This is a genomic window from Amycolatopsis ultiminotia, from assembly GCF_039536925.1.
GTDB lineage: Bacteria > Actinomycetota > Actinomycetes > Mycobacteriales > Pseudonocardiaceae > Amycolatopsis > Amycolatopsis ultiminotia.
Genome location: NZ_BAAAZN010000011.1, coordinates 118172 through 138510, shown reverse-complemented (window position 1 = coordinate 138510; position 20339 = coordinate 118172). Strand labels below are relative to the sequence as shown.

At 70.0% G+C, this 20339-nt stretch carries 23 protein-coding genes; 15 read left to right on the top strand and 8 right to left on the bottom strand.

What is annotated here, in order from left to right; genetic code table 11:
- The first annotated feature begins 142 nt into the window (after positions 1 to 142).
- The 4 genes from ABD793_RS24655 to ABD793_RS24640 all read left to right on the top strand — a co-directional run bounded on the left by ABD793_RS24655 (position 143) and on the right by ABD793_RS24640 (position 4931).
- Positions 143 to 1678, top strand: coding sequence for an NCS1 family nucleobase:cation symporter-1 (locus ABD793_RS24655; protein ID WP_344863953.1), 1536 nt, complete (start codon positions 143 to 145; stop codon positions 1676 to 1678).
- Complete coding sequence (locus tag ABD793_RS24650) at positions 1629 to 2471, top strand: nitrilase-related carbon-nitrogen hydrolase (protein ID WP_344863951.1); 843 nt, start codon at positions 1629 to 1631, stop codon at positions 2469 to 2471. The genes ABD793_RS24655 and ABD793_RS24650 overlap by 50 nt, the downstream gene beginning before the upstream one ends.
- Positions 2471 to 3853 carry a dihydropyrimidinase gene (hydA, locus tag ABD793_RS24645; RefSeq protein WP_344863949.1) on the top strand — a complete coding sequence of 461 codons (1383 nt, stop codon included), beginning with the start codon at positions 2471 to 2473 and terminating at the stop codon, positions 3851 to 3853. The genes ABD793_RS24650 and hydA overlap by 1 nt, the downstream gene beginning before the upstream one ends.
- 61 nt (positions 3854 to 3914) lie before the next feature.
- Positions 3915 to 4931, top strand: a complete 1017-nt coding sequence (locus ABD793_RS24640) for a TIGR03842 family LLM class F420-dependent oxidoreductase (protein WP_344863947.1) — start codon at positions 3915 to 3917, stop codon at positions 4929 to 4931.
- 12 nt (positions 4932 to 4943) lie between these two features.
- Here the strand turns inward: ABD793_RS24640 and ABD793_RS24635 are convergent, their stop codons facing one another.
- The 3 genes from ABD793_RS24635 to ABD793_RS24625 all read right to left on the bottom strand — a co-directional run bounded on the left by ABD793_RS24635 (position 4944) and on the right by ABD793_RS24625 (position 7505).
- Entirely contained in the window at positions 4944 to 6176 is a 1233-nt protein-coding gene (locus ABD793_RS24635; RefSeq protein WP_344863945.1) for a serine hydrolase domain-containing protein, read from the bottom strand.
- Positions 6177 to 6186: 10 nt separating this feature from the next.
- Complete coding sequence (locus ABD793_RS24630) at positions 6187 to 7005, bottom strand: siderophore-interacting protein (protein WP_344863943.1); 819 nt, start codon at positions 7003 to 7005, stop codon at positions 6187 to 6189.
- 92 nt (positions 7006 to 7097) lie between these two features.
- The gene (locus ABD793_RS24625; protein ID WP_344863941.1) at positions 7098 to 7505 is read right to left on the bottom strand and encodes an SgcJ/EcaC family oxidoreductase; all 408 of its coding nucleotides are present in this window, start codon (positions 7503 to 7505) and stop codon (positions 7098 to 7100) included.
- Between the two features lie 93 nt (positions 7506 to 7598).
- On the opposite strand from ABD793_RS24625, the gene ABD793_RS24620 reads away from it, so the two are divergent.
- Positions 7599 to 8306, top strand: coding sequence for a TetR/AcrR family transcriptional regulator (locus ABD793_RS24620; RefSeq protein ID WP_344863939.1), 708 nt, complete (start codon positions 7599 to 7601; stop codon positions 8304 to 8306).
- Here the strand turns inward: ABD793_RS24620 and ABD793_RS24615 are convergent.
- Positions 8296 to 9216, bottom strand: coding sequence for an NADP-dependent oxidoreductase (locus ABD793_RS24615; protein ID WP_344863937.1), 921 nt, complete (start codon positions 9214 to 9216; stop codon positions 8296 to 8298). The two genes, ABD793_RS24620 and ABD793_RS24615, sit on opposite strands and share 11 nt — an antisense overlap.
- A gap of 69 nt (positions 9217 to 9285) precedes the next feature.
- Positions 9286 to 10503, bottom strand: coding sequence for a radical SAM family heme chaperone HemW (gene hemW / locus ABD793_RS24610; RefSeq protein WP_344863935.1), 1218 nt, complete (start codon positions 10501 to 10503; stop codon positions 9286 to 9288).
- Between hemW and ABD793_RS42765 the strand changes: the two genes are divergently transcribed.
- The 9 genes from ABD793_RS42765 (at position 10385) to ABD793_RS24570 (ending at position 18128) form a co-directional block, all read left to right on the top strand.
- On the top strand, positions 10385 to 10804 hold the full coding sequence (locus ABD793_RS42765; protein WP_425548756.1) for a putative leader peptide: 420 nt from the start codon (positions 10385 to 10387) through the stop codon (positions 10802 to 10804). The two genes, hemW and ABD793_RS42765, sit on opposite strands and share 119 nt — an antisense overlap.
- 119 nt (positions 10805 to 10923) lie before the next feature.
- On the top strand, positions 10924 to 12615 hold the full coding sequence (locus ABD793_RS24605; protein ID WP_344863933.1) for a nitrite/sulfite reductase: 1692 nt from the start codon (positions 10924 to 10926) through the stop codon (positions 12613 to 12615).
- Positions 12612 to 12770 (top strand): eL43 family ribosomal protein, encoded by a 159-nt coding sequence (locus tag ABD793_RS24600; RefSeq protein WP_344863931.1) that lies wholly within the window; start codon positions 12612 to 12614, stop codon positions 12768 to 12770. Before ABD793_RS24605 ends, ABD793_RS24600 begins: the two co-directional genes overlap by 4 nt.
- A complete protein-coding gene (locus ABD793_RS24595; protein ID WP_344863929.1) occupies positions 12767 to 13462 on the top strand; it encodes a phosphoadenylyl-sulfate reductase in 696 nt (231 codons plus the stop codon). The genes ABD793_RS24600 and ABD793_RS24595 overlap by 4 nt, the downstream gene beginning before the upstream one ends.
- 10 nt (positions 13463 to 13472) lie before the next feature.
- Positions 13473 to 14444 (top strand): sulfate adenylyltransferase subunit CysD, encoded by a 972-nt coding sequence (cysD, locus tag ABD793_RS24590; protein ID WP_344863927.1) that lies wholly within the window; start codon positions 13473 to 13475, stop codon positions 14442 to 14444.
- Positions 14444 to 15706 carry a sulfate adenylyltransferase subunit 1 gene (locus ABD793_RS24585; RefSeq protein ID WP_344863925.1) on the top strand — a complete coding sequence of 421 codons (1263 nt, stop codon included), beginning with the start codon at positions 14444 to 14446 and terminating at the stop codon, positions 15704 to 15706. Before cysD ends, ABD793_RS24585 begins: the two co-directional genes overlap by 1 nt.
- Positions 15703 to 16446 (top strand): sirohydrochlorin chelatase, encoded by a 744-nt coding sequence (locus ABD793_RS24580; RefSeq protein WP_344863923.1) that lies wholly within the window; start codon positions 15703 to 15705, stop codon positions 16444 to 16446. Before ABD793_RS24585 ends, ABD793_RS24580 begins: the two co-directional genes overlap by 4 nt.
- A 193-nt stretch (positions 16447 to 16639) precedes the next feature.
- Positions 16640 to 17278, top strand: a complete 639-nt coding sequence (locus tag ABD793_RS24575) for a cyclase (RefSeq protein ID WP_344863921.1) — start codon at positions 16640 to 16642, stop codon at positions 17276 to 17278.
- 76 nt (positions 17279 to 17354) lie between these two features.
- Positions 17355 to 18128, top strand: a complete 774-nt coding sequence (locus tag ABD793_RS24570; RefSeq protein ID WP_344863919.1) for an enoyl-CoA hydratase-related protein — start codon at positions 17355 to 17357, stop codon at positions 18126 to 18128.
- Between the two features lie 4 nt (positions 18129 to 18132).
- Here ABD793_RS24570 and ABD793_RS24565 read toward each other — a convergent pair whose 3' ends face one another.
- From ABD793_RS24565 to ABD793_RS24555, 3 genes are read right to left on the bottom strand one after another with little or no spacing between them, the layout of a single operon-like run.
- A complete protein-coding gene (locus tag ABD793_RS24565) occupies positions 18133 to 18501 on the bottom strand; it encodes a barstar family protein (RefSeq protein ID WP_344863917.1) in 369 nt (122 codons plus the stop codon).
- Positions 18498 to 18950 (bottom strand): guanyl-specific ribonuclease, encoded by a 453-nt coding sequence (locus ABD793_RS24560; protein WP_344863915.1) that lies wholly within the window; start codon positions 18948 to 18950, stop codon positions 18498 to 18500. Before ABD793_RS24560 ends, ABD793_RS24565 begins: the two co-directional genes overlap by 4 nt.
- Before the next feature lie 11 nt (positions 18951 to 18961).
- Entirely contained in the window at positions 18962 to 19162 is a 201-nt protein-coding gene (locus ABD793_RS24555) for a hypothetical protein (protein WP_344863913.1), read from the bottom strand.
- Between the two features lie 60 nt (positions 19163 to 19222).
- Between ABD793_RS24555 and ABD793_RS24550 the strand changes: the two genes are divergently transcribed.
- Positions 19223 to 20188 (top strand): quinone oxidoreductase family protein, encoded by a 966-nt coding sequence (locus tag ABD793_RS24550; RefSeq protein WP_344863911.1) that lies wholly within the window; start codon positions 19223 to 19225, stop codon positions 20186 to 20188.
- Positions 20189 to 20339: the final 151 nt, after the last annotated feature.

Genomic DNA, 20339 nt, shown 5'->3' with positions numbered 1-20339 from the left:
GCCCGCACGCAACGAGCAGATTGTGACCTAGGTCATGCACCTTCGGGTACTCCGGCGCAATCGACAGACTGCGCCAAGGGCACCCGAACCATGAACAGTCTGTCTCTGCCGCCCGCGCCCGCCCGGCGCGCACCATTCCGCCATGGAACCGACGACACGTGGGCACCGCCGGGAAGAGCTCGGCGACGTGCGGTCCCTGAGCGGGAGCCGGTTCTTCAACGAGGAACTGGCTCCGGTCCCGGTCGGGAAACGCACCTGGACCACTTACAACTACTTCGCGCTCTGGATGGGGATGGCGCACAACATCCCCAGCTACGCCCTCGCCGCGTCGCTCATCGCGCTCGGCATGAACTGGGTGCAGGCACTGCTCACGATCGTGCTCGGCAACCTCATCGTCCTCGCGCCGATGCTGCTCAACAGCCACGCGGGCACCAAGTACGGCATCCCGTTCCCGGTGTTCGCACGGGCCTTCTACGGACTGCGCGGGGCCAATCTCGCGGCACTGCTGCGCGCGTTCATCGCGTGCGGCTGGTTCGGCATCCAGACCTGGGTCGGCGGCGAGGCGATCTACGTGATCGTCGGCAGGCTGGCCGGTTCCGGCTGGCGCGACTCCGCGGTGATCGCCGGGCAGCACTGGACGCTGTGGCTTTCCTTCGCGGTGTTCTGGCTGGTGCAGATGCTGATCATCTGGCGCGGGATGGAAGCGATCCGCCGGTTCGAGAACTGGACCGCACCGCTGGTGTCGGTCGGGTTCCTGATCATGCTCGGCTACGTGCTGGTGAAGGCGGGCGGGTTCGGCCCGATCCTGCACGACGGCGGCACGCTCGGCTGGGGCCCCGGCTTCTGGAAGGTCTTCGCGCCGTCACTGATGGCGATGATCGCGTTCTGGTCCACGCTGTCGCTGAACATGCCGGACTTCACGCGTTTCGGCGGCAGCCAGCGCAAGCAGATGCGCGGCCAGATCCTCGGCCTGCCGACCACGATGACGTTCATCGCGGTCGTCGCCATCCTCACCACCTCCGGCGGGCACGTGCTCTACGGCCAGGACATCTGGGACCCGGCACAGCTGGCCGACCGGTTCTCCAGTCCGGTCGTGGTGGTCATCGCGCTCGTCGCACTGGTGCTCGCCACGATTTCGGCGAACCTGGCGGCGAACGTGGTCAGCCCTTCCTACGATTTCTCCAACGCCTTCCCCAAGCGGATCACCTTCGCCCTCGGCGGGCTGATCACCGGTGTGATCGGCATCCTGATCCAGCCGTGGCGGCTGTATTCCGATCCGAGCATCTACATCTACGCCTGGCTCGGCTTCTACGGTGGTCTGCTGGGCTCGGTCGCCGGGGTGCTCGTGGCCGGGTACTGGGTGGTCACCCGCACCCGGCTGAAACTCGCCGATCTCTACCTCCCCGGCGGCGTGTACTGGTTCACCGCGGGCTGGCACTGGCGGGCGGTGGTGGCCACGGTGGTCGGCGCCGTGCTCGCGGTCGGCGGCGCCTACGGCGGCCCCTTCCCGGAGGACGGTCTCATCCCGTTCCTCAAACCCCTCTACGACTACAACTGGGTGATCGGCTTTGCCGGCGCGTTCGTCGTCTACCTGCTGCTCACCCTGCCCGTGACGAAGGAGGAAGCACGTGAGCAACCTGGTCCGAGCCGGACTGATCCAGCAGCGGTGGACGGGTGACAAGGAGTCCATGATCGCGAACGCGGTCGATGCCGTCGGCAAAGCGGCTTCGCAGGGCGCGCAGGTGGTCTGCCTGCAGGAACTGTTCTACGGCCCGTACTTCTGCCAGATCCAGGACGCCGACTACTACTCCTACACCGAGGCGATCCCGGACGGCCCGACCACCCGGCTGATGCAGGAGGTCGCGCAGCGCCACAGCGTGGTCCTCATCGTGCCGATGTACGAACAGGAACAGCCCGGCGTCTACTACAACACCGCCGCGGTGATCGACGCGGACGGCAAGTACCTCGGCAAGCACCGCAAGAACCACATCCCGCAGGTGAAGGGGTTCTGGGAGAAGTTCTACTTCCGGCCCGGCAACCTCGGCTATCCGGTGTTCGACACCGCGGTGGGCCGGATCGGCGTGTACATCTGCTACGAACGGCATTTCCCGGAGGGCTGGCGCGCACTCGGGCTGGCCGGGGCGAAGATCGTGTTCAACCCGTCCGCGACCAGCCGCGGGCTGTCGGAGTACCTGTGGCATCTCGAACAGCCCGCCGCCGCGGTGGCGAACGAGTACTACGTCGGCACGATCAACCGGGTCGGGGTGGAACCGCTGGGAGACAACGACTTCTACGGCCAGTCCTATTTCGCGGACCCACGCGGGCAGCTCGTCGGTGAAGCGGCGTCGGACACCGAAGAGGAGATCGTGGTCCGCGATCTGGACATGGACAAGCTCACCGAGGTACGTGACCTGTGGGCGTTCTACCGCGACCGTCGCCCGGACAGCTACGGTCCGCTCACGGAGGCATGATGAGCACCCTGATCAAGGGCGGCCGGGTCGTCTCGCCCGCCGGCGCGGTCACCGCCGACGTGCTGGTGGACGGGGAAACCATCGCCGCACTCGGCGCACCAGGTACGCTCACCGGCACCGAAACCCTCGACGCCACCGGCAAATACCTGTTGCCCGGCGGGATCGACGCGCACACGCACATGGAAATGCCCTTCGGTGGCACGCATTCGGTGGACACCTTCGAAACCGGCACGGTCGCCGCGGCGTGCGGCGGCACCACCACGATCATCGATTTCGCGGTGCAGGCAAAGGGCACCTCCCTGCTGTCCACACTGGACAAGTGGCATGCCAAGGCGGACGGCAACTGCGCGATCGACTACGGCTTCCACATGATCGTCTCGGACGTGAACGACTCGACGCTCAAGGAAATGCGCACGTGCGTGGACGCAGGCGTCGGCAGCTTCAAGATGTTCATGGCCTATCCCGGCGTGTTCTACTCCACCGACGGGGAAATCCTGCTCGCGATGCAGCAGGCGCGCGAGATCGGCGCGACGATCATGATGCACGCGGAAAACGGCATCGCGATCGACCAGCTGGCCGCGCAGGCCTTCGCCGCGGGCAAGGTGGACCCGGTGCAGCACGGCCTCACCCGGCCACCGGAGCTGGAGGGCGAGGCGACCTCACGGGCCATCCGGCTCGCCCAGCTCACCGGGGCACCGCTCTACATTGTGCACCTTTCGGCTGCGCAAGCTCTTGCCTCGGTGGCCGAAGCACGCAACGCCGGGCAGAACGTGTTCGCCGAGACCTGCCCGCAGTACCTGTATCTGTCCATAGAGGACCTGGCGAAGCCGGACTTCGAGGGGGCGAAGTTCGTGGCCTCCCCGCCGTTGCGGGAGAAGTCGCACCAGGCGGACCTGTGGCGCGGGCTGCGCACGAACGATCTGTCCGTGGTGTCCACCGACCACTGCCCGTTCTGCTTCAAGGACCAGAAAGAGCTGGGCCGGGAGGATTTCCGCGCCATCCCCAACGGCATTCCCGGTGTCGAGCACCGGATGGACCTGCTGCACCAGGGCGTCGTGACCGGCGAGATCTCGCTGGGCCGCTGGGTGGAGACGTGCTCGGCGACGCCGGCGCGGATGTTCGGGCTGTACCCGCGCAAGGGTGTGCTCGCGGCGGGCTCGGACGCGGACATCGTGCTCTACGACCCGGCAGCCACCCAGACCCTGTCCGCGGCGACGCACCATATGAACGTGGACTACTCGGCGTACGAAGGCTTCGAGCTGACCGGGAAGGTCCACACTGTACTGTCGCGCGGCCGCGTTGTGGTTTCGCCGGACGGGTACACCGGGTCTCCCGGGCACGGCAATTTCCTGTCCCGCGAACTGAACCAGTACCTGAACTAGCGGAAACGGCACAGTCCGGCGAAGCCGCCCGGCCAAGGGCGGCAGAGGGGAAGCAGGTCGGATGGACTTCGGGATCGTGCTCCAGACCGACCCGCCCGCGACCGAGGTCGTGCGGCTGATGAAGGCCGCGGAGGACCGGGGGTTCCGCTACGGCTGGACGTTCGACTCGTGCGTGCTGTGGCAGGAGCCGTTCGTGATCTACTCGCGGGTACTGGCCGAGACCTCGTCACTCGTGGTCGGTCCGATGGTGACCAGCCCCGGCACCCGGGACTGGTCGGTGCTGGCGTCCACCTTCGCCACGCTGAACGACATGTACGGCAACCGGACAGTGTGCGGCATCGGCCGCGGCGATTCGGCGCACCGCGTCGTCGGGAAGCCACCGTCCACTTTGGCCACCGTGCGGGACTGCATGCGGCAGGTGAAGGATCTGGCGGAAGGCCGGGAAGTCTCGCTCAACGACACCCCGGTGCGGCTGCCGTGGGTTCGCGGCGGACGGCTCGACATGTGGATGGCAGGCTACGGCCCGAAGGCACTGAAGACCGTGGGCGAGCACGCCGACGGCTTCATCCTGCAATGCGCCGACCCGGCCATCGTGCGGTGGACGGTCGGCGCGGTCCGCGACGCCGCGCGAGCCGCGGGACGGGACCCGGGCGGGATCGCGATCTGCGTCGCGGCCCCGGCCTACGTCGGGGAGGATCTGGCGCACCAGCGGGAACAGCTGCGCTGGTTCGGTGGCATGGTCGGCAACCACGTCGCGGACCTGGTGGCCCGTTACGGCGCGAGCGGCCCGGTGCCCCGCGAGCTGACCGACTACATCCGCGACCGCGAGGGGTACGACTACGCCCACCACGGGCGCGCGGACAACCCGTCGACCGAGTTCGTGCCGGACGAGATCGTGGACCGGTTCTGCCTGCTGGGCCCGGCCCCGGCGCACATCGCACGGCTGGAGGAACTCGCGGAGCTGGGCGTGGACCAGTTCGCGCTCTACCTGATGCACGACGAGCGAGAGGAAACCCTGTCCGCGTACGGGACCCAGGTGCTGCCCGAACTGACCGGCGCCGGTGGCCTCCGGCGCTGAACCGGCGCGAGGTCAGTCCACCAGCGCCTGATACACCAGTTGCCGCAGCTGGTGCCGGATCGGATAGCTGCTGGAGGGCAGCAGCTGGGTGTAGAAGGCGACCGTGAGGTCCTCGTCCGGGTCGACCCAGAACGCGGTCGAGGCCGCCCCGCCCCAGGCGTATTCACCCGGCGTGGACAGGGTCTTCGCCTTGGCCGCGTCGAGCAGCACGGAGAACCCGAGGCCGAAGCCGAAGCCGTCGTAGGGCATTTCCGTGAACAACGGACGGCCGTAGGATTCCAGGTCCACGTTGCCGGGCAGGTGGTTGGCCGTCATCAGGTCCACAGTGTGCGGGGACAACACGCGCACCCCGTCGAGTTCCCCGCGCCGCAACAACATCTGGGTGAACCGGTGGTAGTCCGCTGCGGTGGAAACGAGGCCGCCGCCACCGCTGAACGAGTCCGGGCGCTTCGTGCCGGTTGCCCCGAACATGTCGTTGCGGACGATCTGCTTCGTCTTCGGGTCCGGCACGTACAGCGCGGCAAGGCGTTCGCGGTCCTCGGTGTGGAAACCGGTGTCGGACATACCGAGCGGGCCGAAGACCCGCTCGGCGAGCGCCTCGTCGAGCGGTGTGCCCGCGAGCACCTCGACCAGCCTGCCGAGCACGTCGGTGGCCACCGAGTAGTTCCACTCACTGCCCGGCTGGAACACCAACGGGAATCCGGCCCACGCCCGGCTGCACCCGGCGAGGTCCAGGCCGGGCGGGGTCCCGCCCTCGTAGCCGGCGGCGCGGTACCGCGCGTCCACCGGATGGGTGTGGTGGAAACCGTAGGTGAGGCCCGCGGTGTGCGTGAGCAGGTGCCACAGCCGGATCGGCTCGGTCGCCGGTTCGGTCACCGGGTCGAGCGCCGAGCCCTTGACGTACACGCGGGGCTCGGCGAACTCCGGCAGCCACCTGGCGATCGGGTCGGTGAGATCGATCAGCCCTTCCTCGGCGAAGGTCATCGCCGCCACCGAGGTGATCGGCTTCGACATCGAGAAGATGCGCCAGATCGTGTCGGTCTCCACCGGGGCGCCTGCCTCGACGTCCCGCGCGCCGTGCGAAGCCACGTGCACGATCCGCCCGTGCCTGCTCACCACCGCGAGGAAACCGGGCAACAGCCCGTCGTCGACGTAACGGGCGAAGTGGCGGTCGATCCGCCGCAGCCGTGCGCCGTCGAAACCCGCCTCGGCCGGATCGGCCTCCACCTGCACCTCGGTCGCCATGCCGGCGACCTTACGCCGAGTCGGCCGCCCGGCGCTCCGCGGCTTTTTCCTCGCGCCAGGCCTCGTCGTCCTTGCCGGCACGCCAGTATCCGGACAGCGACACCGCATCACGCGCGACGCCGCGTTCGGTGAACAGGTAGCGGCGCAGCTCCCGCACGAACCCGGCCTCGCCGTGGACGAACGCCTGCACGTCGTCGCCCCGCCACGGCGCCGACTTGACCGCCGCCACCAGGTCCGCGCCGGACGAGCGGTGCAGCCAGGTCACCTGCACTTCGGCCTTCGTGACGAGCGGCTGTTCCTCCGCCGCGTTTTCGACGAGGAGGAACACCTGCGCCTGCGCTCCCGCGGGCAGGGCCTCCACGGACGCGGCGATGGCAGGCAACGCCGACTCGTCACCGGCCAGCAGGTGCCAGCCGGCATCCGGACGAGGCGCGTAGGCGCCACCGGGACCGGCCAGCAGCAGCTCGTCGCCGGGCCGGGCACGCTGCGCCCACGGGCCGGCGAGCCCCTCGTCGCCGTGCACCACGAAGTCCAGCACCAGTTCGCCTGCCGCCTCGTCGTAGGAACGGACCGTGTAAGTGCGCATCCGGGGCACCTGCTCGCGGGGCAGCTCCTCGCGGACCCGCTGCATGTCGAACGGCTCCGGATACTCGACCCCGGGCACCTTGAAGATCACCTTCACATAGGCGTCGGTGAACTCGTTGGGACGGAAATCCCGTAGTCCCTCGCCCCCGGCGACGATGCGGATCATGTGCGGCGTGAGCGTTTCCTTGCGCAGGACCTCGAGCCGTACGGCCCGCCCTCCCCTGCGTGCCGGAGCTTCGGCCATCGGGCACCACCATTCAGTAAGGCTTACCTAATTTCTCCCCACAGTACGCGCCGATCACCCGTTCCGCCCAGTCATTTCACCCCGGCCGGCGTTCACGCGGCCACCCGCGGATCAGTCACCCTGGTGTTCTGGAAGGCCGTGACCACCCAGCCTTCCGAATCCCGGATCAGCACGAAGGTCACCGTCGTCACCCGCCCCTCGTCCACCGGATCCCGGCCGGTGAGCGACGAGCCGCCCCCGCTCACCACGATCGCCGTGTCCGGCAGCGGGAAACGGACCTCCGCCTCGTCGAGTGAGCTGAGCTTCGAACCGCGCAGCGGGCCTTCGAACAGCTCGCGGTGCGAACTCTCGATCGCCGCTCTGCCGGTGAACCGCATCCCGAACCAGGTGACGTAGTCGGCATCGGCGGTGAACTGACGCGCGTAGGCCGCGGCATCACCACTGTTCCAGGCATCGGTGATCCGGCGGAGGACGGCGAGGACTTCTTCCCGGTCGTTCATTGCGCACTCCCTTGTAGAACGTTGTTCGTTAAGGAGCACACTACTGACGAACACCGTTCGCGTCAACGCCGGCAGGCCTCTAGGCTGGTCTGCATGACCGTCCCGCCTCCGCCGTGGCGCCGAGCGCCGAGCCCCCGCAAACGCGCCGAGAAACCGTTGCTGTCGCCGGAACTCGTGGTCCGCACGGCACTGGACATCCTGGCCGCGGAGGGGATCCGGGCAGTTTCGATGCGCCGGGTCGCGCAGCAGCTGGAAACCGGGCCGGCGTCGCTGTATGCGTACGTGTCGAACAAGGAGGAGCTGGACGAGCTCATGCTCGACGCGGTGCTGGGCGAGATCCCCTGTCCGGAGCCCGATCCGGAGCACTGGGACGAGCAGGTCAAGGAGCAGGTGCGGCGGCAGGTCCGCGCGATGATGACCTACCCCGGCATTGCGAAGGTCGCCTGGAACACGCCGATCCCGGTCACGCCGAACGCGCTGCGGCAGGGCGAAGCGATGCTCGCGTTCCTGCGCGCCGGTGGCTTGGACAGGAAGCAGGCCGCCTTCGCCGGCGACGCGCTCAGCATGTACGCGAAGGCTTTCGCCTACGAGGCGAGCGGCTGGACGTTCGGCGAATACGACCCAGCGCACATGGCCGAGCGCGAACGCCGGATGGCCGATTACGTGCAGTCCCTGCCCGCCGGCGCGTTCCCGAACCTGGCCCGGATCGGGCAGTTCTTCAACGCCGGGACGAGTGCGGACCGGATGGAGTTCGCCCTCGAGACGTTCGTGGCCGGGCTGCGCGCGGTGGTCAGGGCTTGAGCACGATCTTTCCCCGGGTGTGCCGGCGCTCCAGGTCGCGGTAGGCGTCCTGCACCTCGGCCAAGGGGTAGACGGCGGCGACCGGCACGTCCAGCAGCCCCTTGTCCGCCAGCGCAGCCAGGTCACGCATCACCTCGGCGCTCGCGGCGGCGGCGTTGCCCTCGGTCTTCACCCGGTACTTCTCGGCGGCGGCGAAGTCGATCACCGTGTTGATCCGTCCGGTGTAGACGCCCAAGCGCAGCGCCAGCTCGACGTAACCGTCGCCGTAGGTGTCGATGAACGCGTCCACCTTGTCGCCGGTGATCTCCCGGATCCGGTCCTCGAGCCCGTCGCCGTAGGCCGCCGGGACCACATCGTGCGCGCGGAGCCACTCGTGGTTCGCTTCGCTCGCGATGCCGACCACTGTGGCACCCGTGAGCTGCACCAGCTGCACAGTCAGCGAACCGACTCCTCCGGCCGCACCCGACACGACGACCGTGTCGCCTTCTCGCGGACAGGTCGCGCACACCGACGCGTACGCGGTGGTCCCCGCGACGAAGAGGCTGCCCGCGACCTCCCAGGACAGGCCGCCGGGCTTGGGCGTGAGGTCCCCGGCCTCCACGACCGCATATTCAGCCTGGCTGGAGCGCGTGTTCACAAAGCCGAGCACCTCGTCGCCGACCTGGATCTCGGTCACGTCCGGCCCCAGTTCGGCCACCACCCCGGCCAGGTCGCTGCCCTGTCCGGAGGGGAACACCGACGGAAATCTCTGCGCCATCAGGCCCTTCCGGATGGCCGCCTCCCCCGGGTTGATCCCGGCCGCCCGGACCGCCACGAGCACCTGCCCGGCACCGGGCACCGGACGCGGGACCTCCGCCACCCGCAGCACGTCGATCCCGCCGTGTTCGCTGTACCTGACCGCCTGCGGCATCCGCGTCTCCCTCGCTCGTGTACTTCGACCAACGAACGATCGGGCCCGGTTATGCCCGAAGACCGGAAATCAGCCGGCCAGGCGGCGCACCACACCGTCCGCGAGCAGCCGTCCCCGGTCGGTCAGCACCGCACGGCCACGACTGTCCAAAACGGACTCTTCAAGCAGCCCCTCTGCCGCCGCCGCACGGGCCTGCGCCACCCCGCCGCCGTCGAGCGCGGACAACGGCAGTCCTTCGGAGACCCGCAGTTCGAGCATGATCCGCTCGAGGTACCGATCGGCGCCGGTGAGCACCTCGCGGTCCGCTTCCGGACTGCGGCCCTCGGCGAGCAGCCCGGCGTACTTCGCCGGATGCTTCACGTTCCACCAGCGCACCCCGCCGACGTGACTGTGCGCGCCGGGACCGGCGCCCCACCAGTCGCCGCCCCGCCAGTAGCCCAGGTTGTGCCGGCACCGGGCAGCCTCGTCGCGGGCCCAGTTGGACACCTCGTACCACCGCAGTCCGGCGCCGGAGAGCACCGAGTCGATCAGCTCGTAGTCCGCGGCCAGCACGTCGTCGTCGGGTGCGGGCAGTTCACCCCGGCGCACCCGGCGGGCCAGCGCGGTGCCCTCCTCGACGATCAGCGCGTACGCCGACACATGGTCCACGCCTGCCGCGAGCACGGCTTCGAGCGACGCGCGCAGATCTCCGGTGCGCTCCCCCGGCGTGCCGTAGATCACGTCGAGGTTCACGTGCTCGAACCCGGCAGCCCGCGCCTCGCGCGCGGCGTCGACCGGTCGTCCCGGCGTGTGCACCCGGTCCAGGATCCGCAGCACGTGCGGCGCCGCGGACTGCATGCCGAGCGACACCCGGGTGTACCCGGCGTCGCGGATCCCGGCGAAGAACTCCGGTGAGGTGGACTCGGGGTTCGACTCGGTGCTCACCTCCGCACCCGGCGCCAGGCCGAACACCGACCGCACACCGTCGAGCACTTCCGCGAGCCCGTCCGGGCCCAGCAACGACGGCGTCCCGCCCCCGACGAACACGGTCTCCGCGGCAGGTGCGCTGCCGAGGATTTCGGCACCGAGTTCCAGCTCTCGCCGCAACGCGTCCAGCCAGGACCGCGGCGAGGCCGCGGAACCCAGCTCACCGGCGGTGTAGGTGTTGAAATCGCAGTAGCCGCAGCGGGTGGCGCAGAACGGCACATGCACGTACACGCCGAAGGGCCGGGTCCCCAGCCCCTCCAGCGCGGTTGCGGGCAGTCCGGCAGGCGGACCGCTGACGTCGGGAACAGGCACGACCGCCATTGTCCCCGGTACCGGACGCCCCGTCCGCACCGGCCGGGATAGTTCGGCAGCAGAACGATGCGCCGGCATCCGGCCCGGCCGGCGAACGTGCCCGGTGCCCGTCCGGCTGCCGGGAAACGCCTGGCAGCGGTGGCCGGTACCGCCGGGGAGTGAGCCTTCTCCCACGATCCGGACAACGCTGGACCACATTCTGAACGCGTGGCAATCTGGGGCGGTGAGTCCTGCCGGTTTCCTTCTCGTGGCGCGCCGCCACGTCGACCTCGTCCGGGTCGCGAGCGCGCTCTGCCGGCCCGTCCGCTGACTCCCGACGCCCAGCCAGCCCACCACATCTGGACCACCGGCGCCGCATCGCCCGCGTACTCCCCCGTGCCCCGGCACGGGACCCGCCACGACGGCGCCACCACAGCCCGGAGGACCTCCATGGCCGCACCCACGCGTGACACCCCCGCGAAGGGCCGCGCCCGGCAGAAGCGCGGCGAGGGACAGTGGGCGCTCGGTTACCGGGAACCGCTGAACCCGAACGAGCGCGCCAAAAAGGACGACCACCCGCTCAACGTCCGCGCGCGGATCGAGAACATCTACTCCCGCCGGGGATTCGATTCGATCGACCCCGGTGATCTGCGCGGCCGGTTCCGCTGGTTCGGCCTCTACACCCAGCGCAGGCCCGGTATCGACGGCGGCCGCACCGCCACCCTCGAACCGGAGGATCTCGACGACCGCTACTTCATGCTGCGGGTCCGGCTCGACGGCGGGATGCTCACCACCCGTCAGCTCGCCGTGCTCGCGGAGATCTCCCAGACGCATGCGCGCGGCACCGCGGACATCACCGACCGGCAGAACATCCAGTACCACTGGATCCAGATCGAGGACGTGCCCACGATCTGGCGCAAGCTCGAGGACGCGGGCATGACCACGATGGAGGCGTGCGGCGACAGCCCGCGCGTCATCCTCGGCTCGCCGGTCGCCGGGATCGCCGCCGACGAGATCATCGACGGCACGCCCGCGATCGAGGAGATCAAGCGCCGCTTCGTCGGCGACCCGCAGTACGCGAACCTGCCGCGCAAGTTCAAGACCGCGGTGTCCGGCCAGCCCGACGTGGCGCACGAGATCCACGATGTCGCGTTCGTCGGCGTGGACCATCCCGAGCACGGCCCCGGATTCGACGTCTGGGTCGGCGGCGGGCTGTCCACGAACCCGATGATCGGGCAGCGGCTCGGCGCCTGGGTGCCGCGCGAGGAGGTGCCGGACGTGTGGGAGGCCGTGATCAGCGTCTTCCGCGACTACGGCTACCGGCGGCTGCGCGCGCGGGCGCGGATCAAGTTCCTGGTCAAGGACTGGGGCGCGGAAAAGTTCCGGGAAGTTCTGGAAACCCGGTACCTCAAGCGCCCGCTGCTGGACGGCCCCGCGCCGGAGGTGCCCGCCGCACCGATCGACCACGTCGGTGTGCACCCGCAGGTCGACGGCCGGTTCTATGTCGGTGCCGCCCCCGTCGCGGGCCGGGTGGACGGCGAGACGCTGCTCGCCGTGGCCAAGGCCGCGCAGCGGGCGGGTTCGGCCAGGGTCCGGCTGACCCCGCAGCAGAAGCTGGTCATCCTCGACGTGTCCGGGGCCGAGGTGCCCGCGCTGGAGACCGAGCTGGCCGAACAGGGTCTGCACACCCGCCCCTCGCCGTGGCGGCGCAGTGTGATGGCCTGCACCGGGCTGGAGTTCTGCAAACTGGCGATCGTCGAGACGAAGGCCCGCGCGCAGGCGCTGGTGGCCGAGCTGGAGACGCGGCTCGCGGACATCCAGGGCGATCTGGAGAATCCGGTGAGCGTGCACCTCAACGGCTGCCCGAACTCGTGTGCCCGGATCCAGACCGCGGACATCGGGCTGAAGGGCCAGATCGTCACCGACCCCGAAGGCCGCCAGGTCGAGGGGTTCCAGGTACACCTCGGCGGTGGCCTCGGCCTCGACGCGGGCTTCGGCCGCAAGCTGCGCGGCCACAAGGTCCTCGCCGACGAGCTGGTGGACTACGTCGAACGCGTGGTGCGGGCCTATCTGGCCGGACGCGAACCCGGCGAGCGGTTCGCGCCGTGGGTTGCCCGCGCCGACGCGAGCGTGCTGCAGTGACCTCGACCGAACGGGCGGTGCCCTACTACTGCCCGTTCTGCGGTGACGAGGACCTGCGTCCCGCCGAAGGCGGAGAATGGCTGTGCGCCGCCTGCCGGAGGAGGTTCTCGGTGAAGTTCCACGGACTGTCCCTACCTCAGGAGGTGCACGGATGACCGCCACCGCCGACTACCGGACGCTGGCCGAACGCGCCGGGAAAGAGCTTGCCGGCGCCAGCGCCGAGGAGGCGCTGGCCTGGACCGCGCAGACCTTCGGCGACGACTTCATCGTGGCCTCGAACATGCAGGACGCCGTGCTGATCGACCTGGCGGTCAAGGTCAAACCGGATGTGCCCGTGCTGTTCCTCGAGACCGGCTACCACTTCGCGGAGACCATCGGCACGCGCGACGCGGTGCAGACGGTCTACCCCGAGGTGCAGATCGTCAACGCCGAGGCCGAGCAGAGCGTGGCCGAGCAGGACGCGGAGTACGGCCCGAAGCTGCACGACCGCGACCCCACGCAGTGCTGTTTCCTGCGCAAGGTGGTGCCGTTGCGCAGCACGCTCTCGCAGTACTCGGCCTGGGTCACCGGCGTACGCCGGGTGGACGCGCCGACCAGGGCGAACACCCCGATCGTCGGCTGGGACGAGCGCAACGGGCTGGTGAAGATCAACCCCATCGCGGCGTGGACCGACGAGGAGTTCAACGGCTACCTGCACGAGCACGGGATCCTGGAGAACCCGCTGGTCTCCGCGGGCTACCCGTCCATCGGCTGCGCGCCGTGCACGGCGAAGGTCGCGCCGGGGGCCGATCCGCGCAGCGGCCGCTGGGCAGGCACGTCGAAGACCGAATGCGGACTGCACGGCTGAGGAAGGACCGATGACCACATTCGAACCGGCAGCCGATGCGGTGCCCGCCGTGGCCGGGGCACCGGGCCCGGCCGATCCCCCTGCTGCGATCGCGACCGACAACCTGGCCGCGCTGGAATCCGAAGCGATCCACATCTTCCGCGAGGTCGCGGGCGAGTTCGACCGGCCGGTGATCCTGTTCTCCGGCGGCAAGGACTCGACACTGCTGCTGCACCTGGCGATCAAGGCGTTCTGGCCGGCACCGGTCCCGTTCCCGTTGCTGCACGTGGACACCGGGCACAACTTCGACGAGGTGCTCGCCTTCCGCGACCACGTCGTGGCGAAGTACGGCCTGCGCCTGGTCGTGGCCAAGGTGCAGGACTGGATCGACGACGGCCGCCTCGAAGAGCGCGCGGACGGCATGCGCAATCCCCTGCAGACCACCCCGCTGCTGGACACCATCGCCGAGCACCGGTTCGACGCGGTGTTCGGCGGCGGCCGCAGGGACGAGGAGCGGGCCAGGGCCAAGGAGCGCATCTTCAGCCTGCGCAATTCCTTCGGCCAGTGGGATCCGCGCCGTCAGCGGCCCGAGCTGTGGAACCTCTACAACGGACGGCACCGCCCCGGCGAGCAGGTCCGGGTGTTCCCGCTGTCCAACTGGACCGAGGCCGACGTCTGGCACTACATCGCCCGCGAAAAGGTCGAACTGCCCTCGATCTACTACGCGCACCGGCGCCAGGTCTACCGGCGGGACGGCATGTGGCTGAGCGAAGGGCCCTGGGGCGGACCGCGACCGGACGAGAACGTGCACGAGCTGACCGTCCGCTACCGCACCGTCGGCGACGGCTCGTGCACCGGGGCGGTCGAATCGAGCGCGGTCACCGTCGAGGAGGTCATCGCCGAGGTGTCCGCGTCCCGGCTGACCGAACGCGGCGCGACCCGCGCCGACGACCGGATGTCCGAAGCAGCCATGGAAGACCGCAAACGGGAGGGCTACTTCTGATGTCGAGCCTGCTGAGGCTGGCCACCGCGGGCAGCGTCGACGACGGCAAATCCACCCTCGTCGGACGGCTGCTCTACGACACGAAGTCCGTCCTCGCCGACCAGCTCGACGCGGTCACCAGGGCCAGTGTCGACAAAGGACTGTCCACTCCCGACCTCTCACTGCTGGTCGACGGCCTGCGCTCGGAACGCGAGCAGGGCATCACCATCGACGTCGCCTACCGTTATTTCGCCACGCCCCGGCGCTCGTTCGTGCTCGCCGACACGCCGGGGCACGTGCAGTACACCCGCAACACGGTGACCGGCGCGTCCACCGCGCAGCTCGCGGTCCTGCTGGTGGACGCGCGCAACGGGGTGGTCGAGCAGACCCGCAGGCATGCGGCCGTGCTCGCCCTGCTCGGCGTGCCGCGGCTGGTCCTCGCGGTGAACAAGATCGACCTCGCCGACTACGACGAGACCACCTTTACCGTGATCGCCAAGGAGTTCACCGCGCACGCGGAATCCCTCGGCTACGACCCGGCTTCCGTGGTGACCATCCCGGTCTCCGCACTGCACGGCGACAACGTCGCGACGCGCTCCGGGCGCACCCCGTGGTACACCGGACCGGCGCTGCTGGAACACCTGGAAACCGTGCCGGTCGCGCCGGATCCGCACGATTCTCCGCTGCGGTTCCCGGTGCAGTACGTGATCCGCCCGCGCACCCCGCAGTACCCGGACTACCGCGGTTACGCCGGCCAGATCGCCGCCGGAACGGTGCGGCCGGGTGACGAGATCGTGGTGCTGCCGCAAGGCATCCGCAGCCGCGTCGAGCGCATCGACACCGCCGACGGCCCGCTCGGCGAGGCCGGCGCAGGCGCGTCGGTGACCCTGCTGCTCGCCGACGACATCGACATCGCCCGCGGCGACCTGATCGCCACCGTGGACGCGCCGCCGTCGGTCACCGACGAGATCGACGGCACGGTGTGCTGGCTGTCCGCGAAGCCGCTCAAACCGGGTGCGCGCGTGCTCGTCAAACATGGCGCCCGCACCGTGCAGGCACTGGCCGGCGAGCTGCACGCCCGCTTCGACGAGCAGACCCTGTCCAGTGTGGAGGATCCGGAGACACTGCAGCTCAACGACATCGGCCGGGTCACCCTCCGGCTGGCCGAACCGCTGCCGGTGGACGACTACGGCACCAGCCCGCGCACCGGTGCGTTCCTCGTGATCGACCCGAAGGACGGCGACACCCTCGCGGCCGGGCTGGTGGGTGAGCGGTTCTCGTGACCCCTCCGCTGGTCGCCGTCGCGCACGGCAGTCGCGATCCCCGCTCGGCTGCGACCGTGCGGGCGCTCGTCGACGTCGTGCGCGCACAGGCACCCGGCCTCGAGGTGCACGAGTCCTTTCTGGACCTTTCCGAGCCGCGGGTGACCGAGGTGCTGCGCGGCCTCTACGCCAAGGGGCACCGCAGCGCGGTCGTCGTGCCGCTGCTGCTCGGCAGCGCGTTTCACGCGCGGATCGATCTGCCTGCGTTGGTCGACGAGGTCACCGACTGCTGCCCCGGGTTCCGGATCCGGGTGTCGGACGTGCTCGGCGCGAACCCGGCGCTCGAAGCGGTGGCCCTCGACCGGCTCGCCGGGGCCCGCCACCGCCGCGGCACCGGGGTGCTGCTCACCGCGGTCGGTTCGTCGAACCCGGAGGCGAACGCCGTGGTCGCGAACCTCGCCGCGCGCTGGGAGGAACGGCTCGGGCTCCCGGTGAGCGAGGCGTTCGCCAGCGCCGCCCAGCCGGACGTCCCGGCCGCCGCCGCCCGGCTGCGCGCCCGCGGCGTGCGGCATCTGGTCGTGGCGTCCTGGTTCCTCGCCCCGGGTCTGCTCCCCGACCGGATCGCCGCGCTGGCCCGTGCGGCCGACCCCGGCGTGTTCCTCGCCGCTCCGCTGGCCGACGATCCCCGCGTCGCCGACGTGGTGATCGGCCGCTACGCCGCCGCGGTCTCCGGACTGCTGCGGACCGCCCACCTCGTCTAGACCACTGTCGGTGGCCGCGGCGGACGGGCGGCCCGATCACCACCGCCAAGCAGCGGGACTTTTCCCCAGTTCCGTCACTCCCCGGGTATGGGAACGGCCAATCCTTGACGCACTAGTTAACGTGCCGGTAACTCTCTAAACGCTGCGCGGCGCCCGTTTTCTCTCCTCCAAAACCCCAGGTAGGTGGACACAGATGAAAGCTCTTCGCCTTTCTCGTCCGCGGCTGATCGCCCTCGTCGCGGCGGCGGCCCTGCCCCTCGCGCTCGCCACCCCGGCCTCGGCCGCGACCACCACGATCGCCTTCGACTGCCAGGCGGACGCACCGGTCGTCGGACCCCAGCAGGTCTCGCTCGACCAGGACGTGGACGTCACCGCACCCGAAACGGTGGCCCCCGGCGCGGCGTTCGACGTGGTCATCGACGAGGCCCCGAACACGGTGCCCGGCGAGGTCGCGGGCAACACCGTGAAGGAGATCAACACCTTCGCACTGCAGTTCCCCGTCCCGGCCAATTCCACCTACGTCGGCGCCGACCTCGCCGGCGGCTCCGGCCTCGGCAACACCGCACCGGAGATCGCCGTGGCCGACGGCATCGCGACGCTGAGCTTCCCCGGCCCGATCGCGGGCGGTGCGACCTTCGAACTGCCCACCATCACGGTGCATCTCAAGGCGGGCGACTCCGGCAAGATCGAGACGAAGCTGTCCGGATCGAGCTACGACGACCCCGGCCTGACGTTCAAGGCGGTGGCGGGCACGGTGATCGGGGACGTCACCGCGCCGACGGCCTGCTTCCCCTCGCCCAGCCCGGTCTTCACCACCACGACCATCGGCTGACCGGCCGGCCCGGCACCGGTGTGCCCGCCTCCGCGGGGTGCGCACACCGGTGCCGCGGTGTGCCAGAGTGTCTGGCATGGCTGAAGAACTGGTGCACTACACGGTGGCAGGCGGCATCGCCACGATCACTCTCGACTCCCCGCACAACCGCAACGCGCTGTCCGCACAGCTGCGCCGCGAGCTGAGCGCCGCGCTGGAGCAGGCTCGCGCGGACGACAACGTGCGCGTCGTGCAGCTGACGCACACCGGCCCGGTCTTCTGCGCGGGCATGGACCTCAAGGAGGCCCGCGGCGCCGGGGCGGGCGAGCAGGGCGTGAACGAGTTCCCGAAGATCCTGGACCAGCTGTGGACCAGCCCGAAACCGGTGGTCGCACGGCTGGCCGGCCCGGCCCGCGCGGGCGGTATCGGCATGGTCGCCGCGTGCGACATCGCGGTCGCGGTGCCCGAGGCCACGTTCGCCTTCTCCGAGGTCCGCATCGGCGTGATCCCGGCGGTCATCTCGCTCACCGTGCTGCCCCGGCTGCAGCCGCGGGCCGCGCACGAGCTCTTCCTCACCGGCGAGGTGTTCGACGCTCGCCGGGCCGTCGAGATCGGCCTGCTCAACGCCTGCGTCCCGGCCGAGGAGCTGGACGCCACGGTGCAGCGCTACCTCAAGTCGCTCACCCTGGGCGGACCGCAGGCGCTGGCCGCCACGAAGGAGCTGCTCGGCCGGCCGCGGCCGGCCACCCCGGCGGACGGATTCGCCGCGATGAACGAACTCTCCGCCGGGTTCTTCGCGAGCGAGGAGGGCCAGGAGGGCATCCGGGCGTTCGCGGAGAAGCGCAAGCCGGGGTGGGTCCCCGCGGACTGACCGCTCAGGAATCCGCCAGCACCACGGTCAGCTGCCAGCCGTCCGCGCGCCCGTCGCCGGGCCCGAGCGCCCGCTGCGCGTCCGAAAGCACGCTCCGGATCGCCAGGTAGGTCTTGGGCTCGGCACCGCGCAGCGCATCCGAACCGGTCCAGATCAGCACGTGCTCGCCACGCGGCAGCCAGGACAGGTCGGTGAGCATGTCGTAGAGCGCGTCGAGGTTGCGGCCGAAGTGGCCCGGGAACGACATCGCCTCGGCGATCGCGTCCAGCGTGCTCGCCTTGTCGACCGTGCGGCCGCCGTCCACCCGGTGCGGGTACGCACCCCTGGCGAAGGCCTGGTCCGCGGCGGCCTTCGCGTCCTCGCCCGCGCTCACCGGTTCGGGTCCACGACGACGAAGGAGGCGTAGTGGTCGTCGGTGTAGTACAGCTCTTTCGCCTGCCCGGTGACGAGCCGCCGCGGACCGCGGTCGGCACTGCCCGGGGTCTTCACCGTGTATTCGTGGTAATAGCCGGATTTCTTGCTCGGCAAGACCTTCTCGCGATTCTGGAAGACGACGTCGTCGTTGCGCGGATACGGATACGGACCGCCGCGGCGGATCAGCTGCCAGGTGTCGCCCGCCTGTGCCGGCAGTGCGGACAGCGGCTTCACCGGCAAACCGGAAGCGGAGCCGGCCACCTTCCCGCCCGGCTCGGCGGCACCGGTGACCCCGGCGGGCGCGGGCGGTGTGTCCGGCCCCCCGGTCGACTCCTTCACCAGCCAGCCCCCGAGCACCAGCACGAGAAGACCGACGAGCGCAGCGGTGATCCGCCTACGGTTGACCATGGTGCGCCAGCTTAGGAGCCGCTCGGGCCCTCGTCGTCACGGGCCGTGCCGAGCCAGCGGGCACACCGCTCGACCAGCTTGTCGATGATCCACGCGACCAGCAGGCACAGCGGCACGACCACGACCATGACCAGCACGAACTGCACCGGGAACCAGGCCTGGGCGAGCCACAGCTCCACCCCGTCCCACCAGTTGGCCAGCCCGTTCAGCACGACTGTGAGCCTACCCGCGCTCTGCTGCGGTGCTGCGGCGCGGGGAGGTAGGTTGCTGCCATGTTCGCCGTATACGCGCAGGAACCCAACGCCGAGTCCCCGCTCGACTCTCTGGTCGTCGGCGAGCGGCCCGAACCCGAGGTACCCGAAGGCTGGGTCCGGGTGCACGTCAAGGCCGCCAGTCTCAACATGCACGACCTGTGGACGCTGCGTGGCGTCGGCATCAAGGCCGAGCAGTTCCCGATGATCCTCGGCTGCGACGGCGCCGGGACGCTCGACGACGGCACCGAGGTCGTCCTGCACTCGGTGATCAACGCGCCGGGCTGGCAGGGCGACGACACGCTCGACCCGAAACGCTCACTGCTCACCGAGAAGCACCAGGGCACGTTCGCCGACCAGGTCGTGGTGCCCGCGCGCAACGCGGTGCCCAAGCCCGCGGGCCTCACCTTCCCCGAGGCCGCGACGATGGGCACCGCCTGGCTCACCGCCTACCGGATGCTGTTCGTCAAGTCGGGTCTGCGGCCCGGCCAGACGATGCTGGTGCAGGGCGCGTCCGGTGGCGTGTCGACCGCGCTCATCGCGCTCGGCCGCGCGGCGGGCTTCCGGGTGTGGGTCACCGGCCGCAGCGAGGAGAAGCGCGCACTGGCCGAAAGCGTCGGCGCGCACCAGACCTTCGAATCCGGCGCCCGGCTGCCCGAGCGGGTGGACGCGGTGTTCGAGACGGTCGGCAAGGCCACCTGGGGCCACACGCTGAAGTCGCTCAAGCCCGGCGGCATCGTCGTGGTGTCCGGCTCCACCAGCGGCCCGGACCCGTCGGCGGATCTGCAGCGGGTGTTCTTCCTCCAGCTGCGCGTGGTCGGCTCCACCATGGGCACCCGCGACGAACTGGCCGATCTACTCGCGTATCTGGACCTCAAGGGCATCAAGCCGCAGATCGGCAAGCAGCTGCCGCGCACCGAGGCGGCCGCGGGATTCCGCGCGATGGCGGACGGCGAGACCGCCGGCAAGATCGTCTTCACCAGCTGAAACGTCATTCCGGCCCGGTCCGGTCCGCGATGGATCGGGCCGGGCCGGTGCTTGTACCCGGTCCGCGGTGAACCGTCAACACCCCGAGATCGCAACCCGTTTGTCACCCCCGAAGTTCGACCGGATTTCGACCTTCAGCGGTTAACCTGGA

What these genes read in the sequence shown, in the direction of transcription:
- ABD793_RS24655 (WP_344863953.1), top strand. Translation starts at nt 143, where the DNA reads ATGGAACCGACGACACGTGGGCACCGCCGGGAAGAGCTCGGCGACGTG.
- hydA (WP_344863949.1), top strand. Translation starts at nt 2,471, where the DNA reads ATGAGCACCCTGATCAAGGGCGGCCGGGTCGTCTCGCCCGCCGGCGCG.
- ABD793_RS24640 (WP_344863947.1), top strand. Translation starts at nt 3,915, where the DNA reads ATGGACTTCGGGATCGTGCTCCAGACCGACCCGCCCGCGACCGAGGTC.
- ABD793_RS24635 (WP_344863945.1), bottom strand. Translation starts at nt 6,176, where the DNA reads ATGGCGACCGAGGTGCAGGTGGAGGCCGATCCGGCCGAGGCGGGTTTC.
- ABD793_RS24630 (WP_344863943.1), bottom strand. Translation starts at nt 7,005, where the DNA reads ATGGCCGAAGCTCCGGCACGCAGGGGAGGGCGGGCCGTACGGCTCGAG.
- ABD793_RS24625 (WP_344863941.1), bottom strand. Translation starts at nt 7,505, where the DNA reads ATGAACGACCGGGAAGAAGTCCTCGCCGTCCTCCGCCGGATCACCGAT.
- ABD793_RS24620 (WP_344863939.1), top strand. Translation starts at nt 7,599, where the DNA reads ATGACCGTCCCGCCTCCGCCGTGGCGCCGAGCGCCGAGCCCCCGCAAA.
- ABD793_RS24615 (WP_344863937.1), bottom strand. Translation starts at nt 9,216, where the DNA reads ATGCCGCAGGCGGTCAGGTACAGCGAACACGGCGGGATCGACGTGCTG.
- hemW (WP_344863935.1), bottom strand. Translation starts at nt 10,503, where the DNA reads ATGGCGGTCGTGCCTGTTCCCGACGTCAGCGGTCCGCCTGCCGGACTG.
- ABD793_RS24605 (WP_344863933.1), top strand. Translation starts at nt 10,924, where the DNA reads ATGGCCGCACCCACGCGTGACACCCCCGCGAAGGGCCGCGCCCGGCAG.
- ABD793_RS24595 (WP_344863929.1), top strand. Translation starts at nt 12,767, where the DNA reads ATGACCGCCACCGCCGACTACCGGACGCTGGCCGAACGCGCCGGGAAA.
- cysD (WP_344863927.1), top strand. Translation starts at nt 13,473, where the DNA reads ATGACCACATTCGAACCGGCAGCCGATGCGGTGCCCGCCGTGGCCGGG.
- ABD793_RS24585 (WP_344863925.1), top strand. Translation starts at nt 14,444, where the DNA reads ATGTCGAGCCTGCTGAGGCTGGCCACCGCGGGCAGCGTCGACGACGGC.
- ABD793_RS24575 (WP_344863921.1), top strand. Translation starts at nt 16,640, where the DNA reads ATGAAAGCTCTTCGCCTTTCTCGTCCGCGGCTGATCGCCCTCGTCGCG.
- ABD793_RS24570 (WP_344863919.1), top strand. Translation starts at nt 17,355, where the DNA reads ATGGCTGAAGAACTGGTGCACTACACGGTGGCAGGCGGCATCGCCACG.
- ABD793_RS24560 (WP_344863915.1), bottom strand. Translation starts at nt 18,950, where the DNA reads ATGGTCAACCGTAGGCGGATCACCGCTGCGCTCGTCGGTCTTCTCGTG.
- ABD793_RS24550 (WP_344863911.1), top strand. Translation starts at nt 19,223, where the DNA reads ATGTTCGCCGTATACGCGCAGGAACCCAACGCCGAGTCCCCGCTCGAC.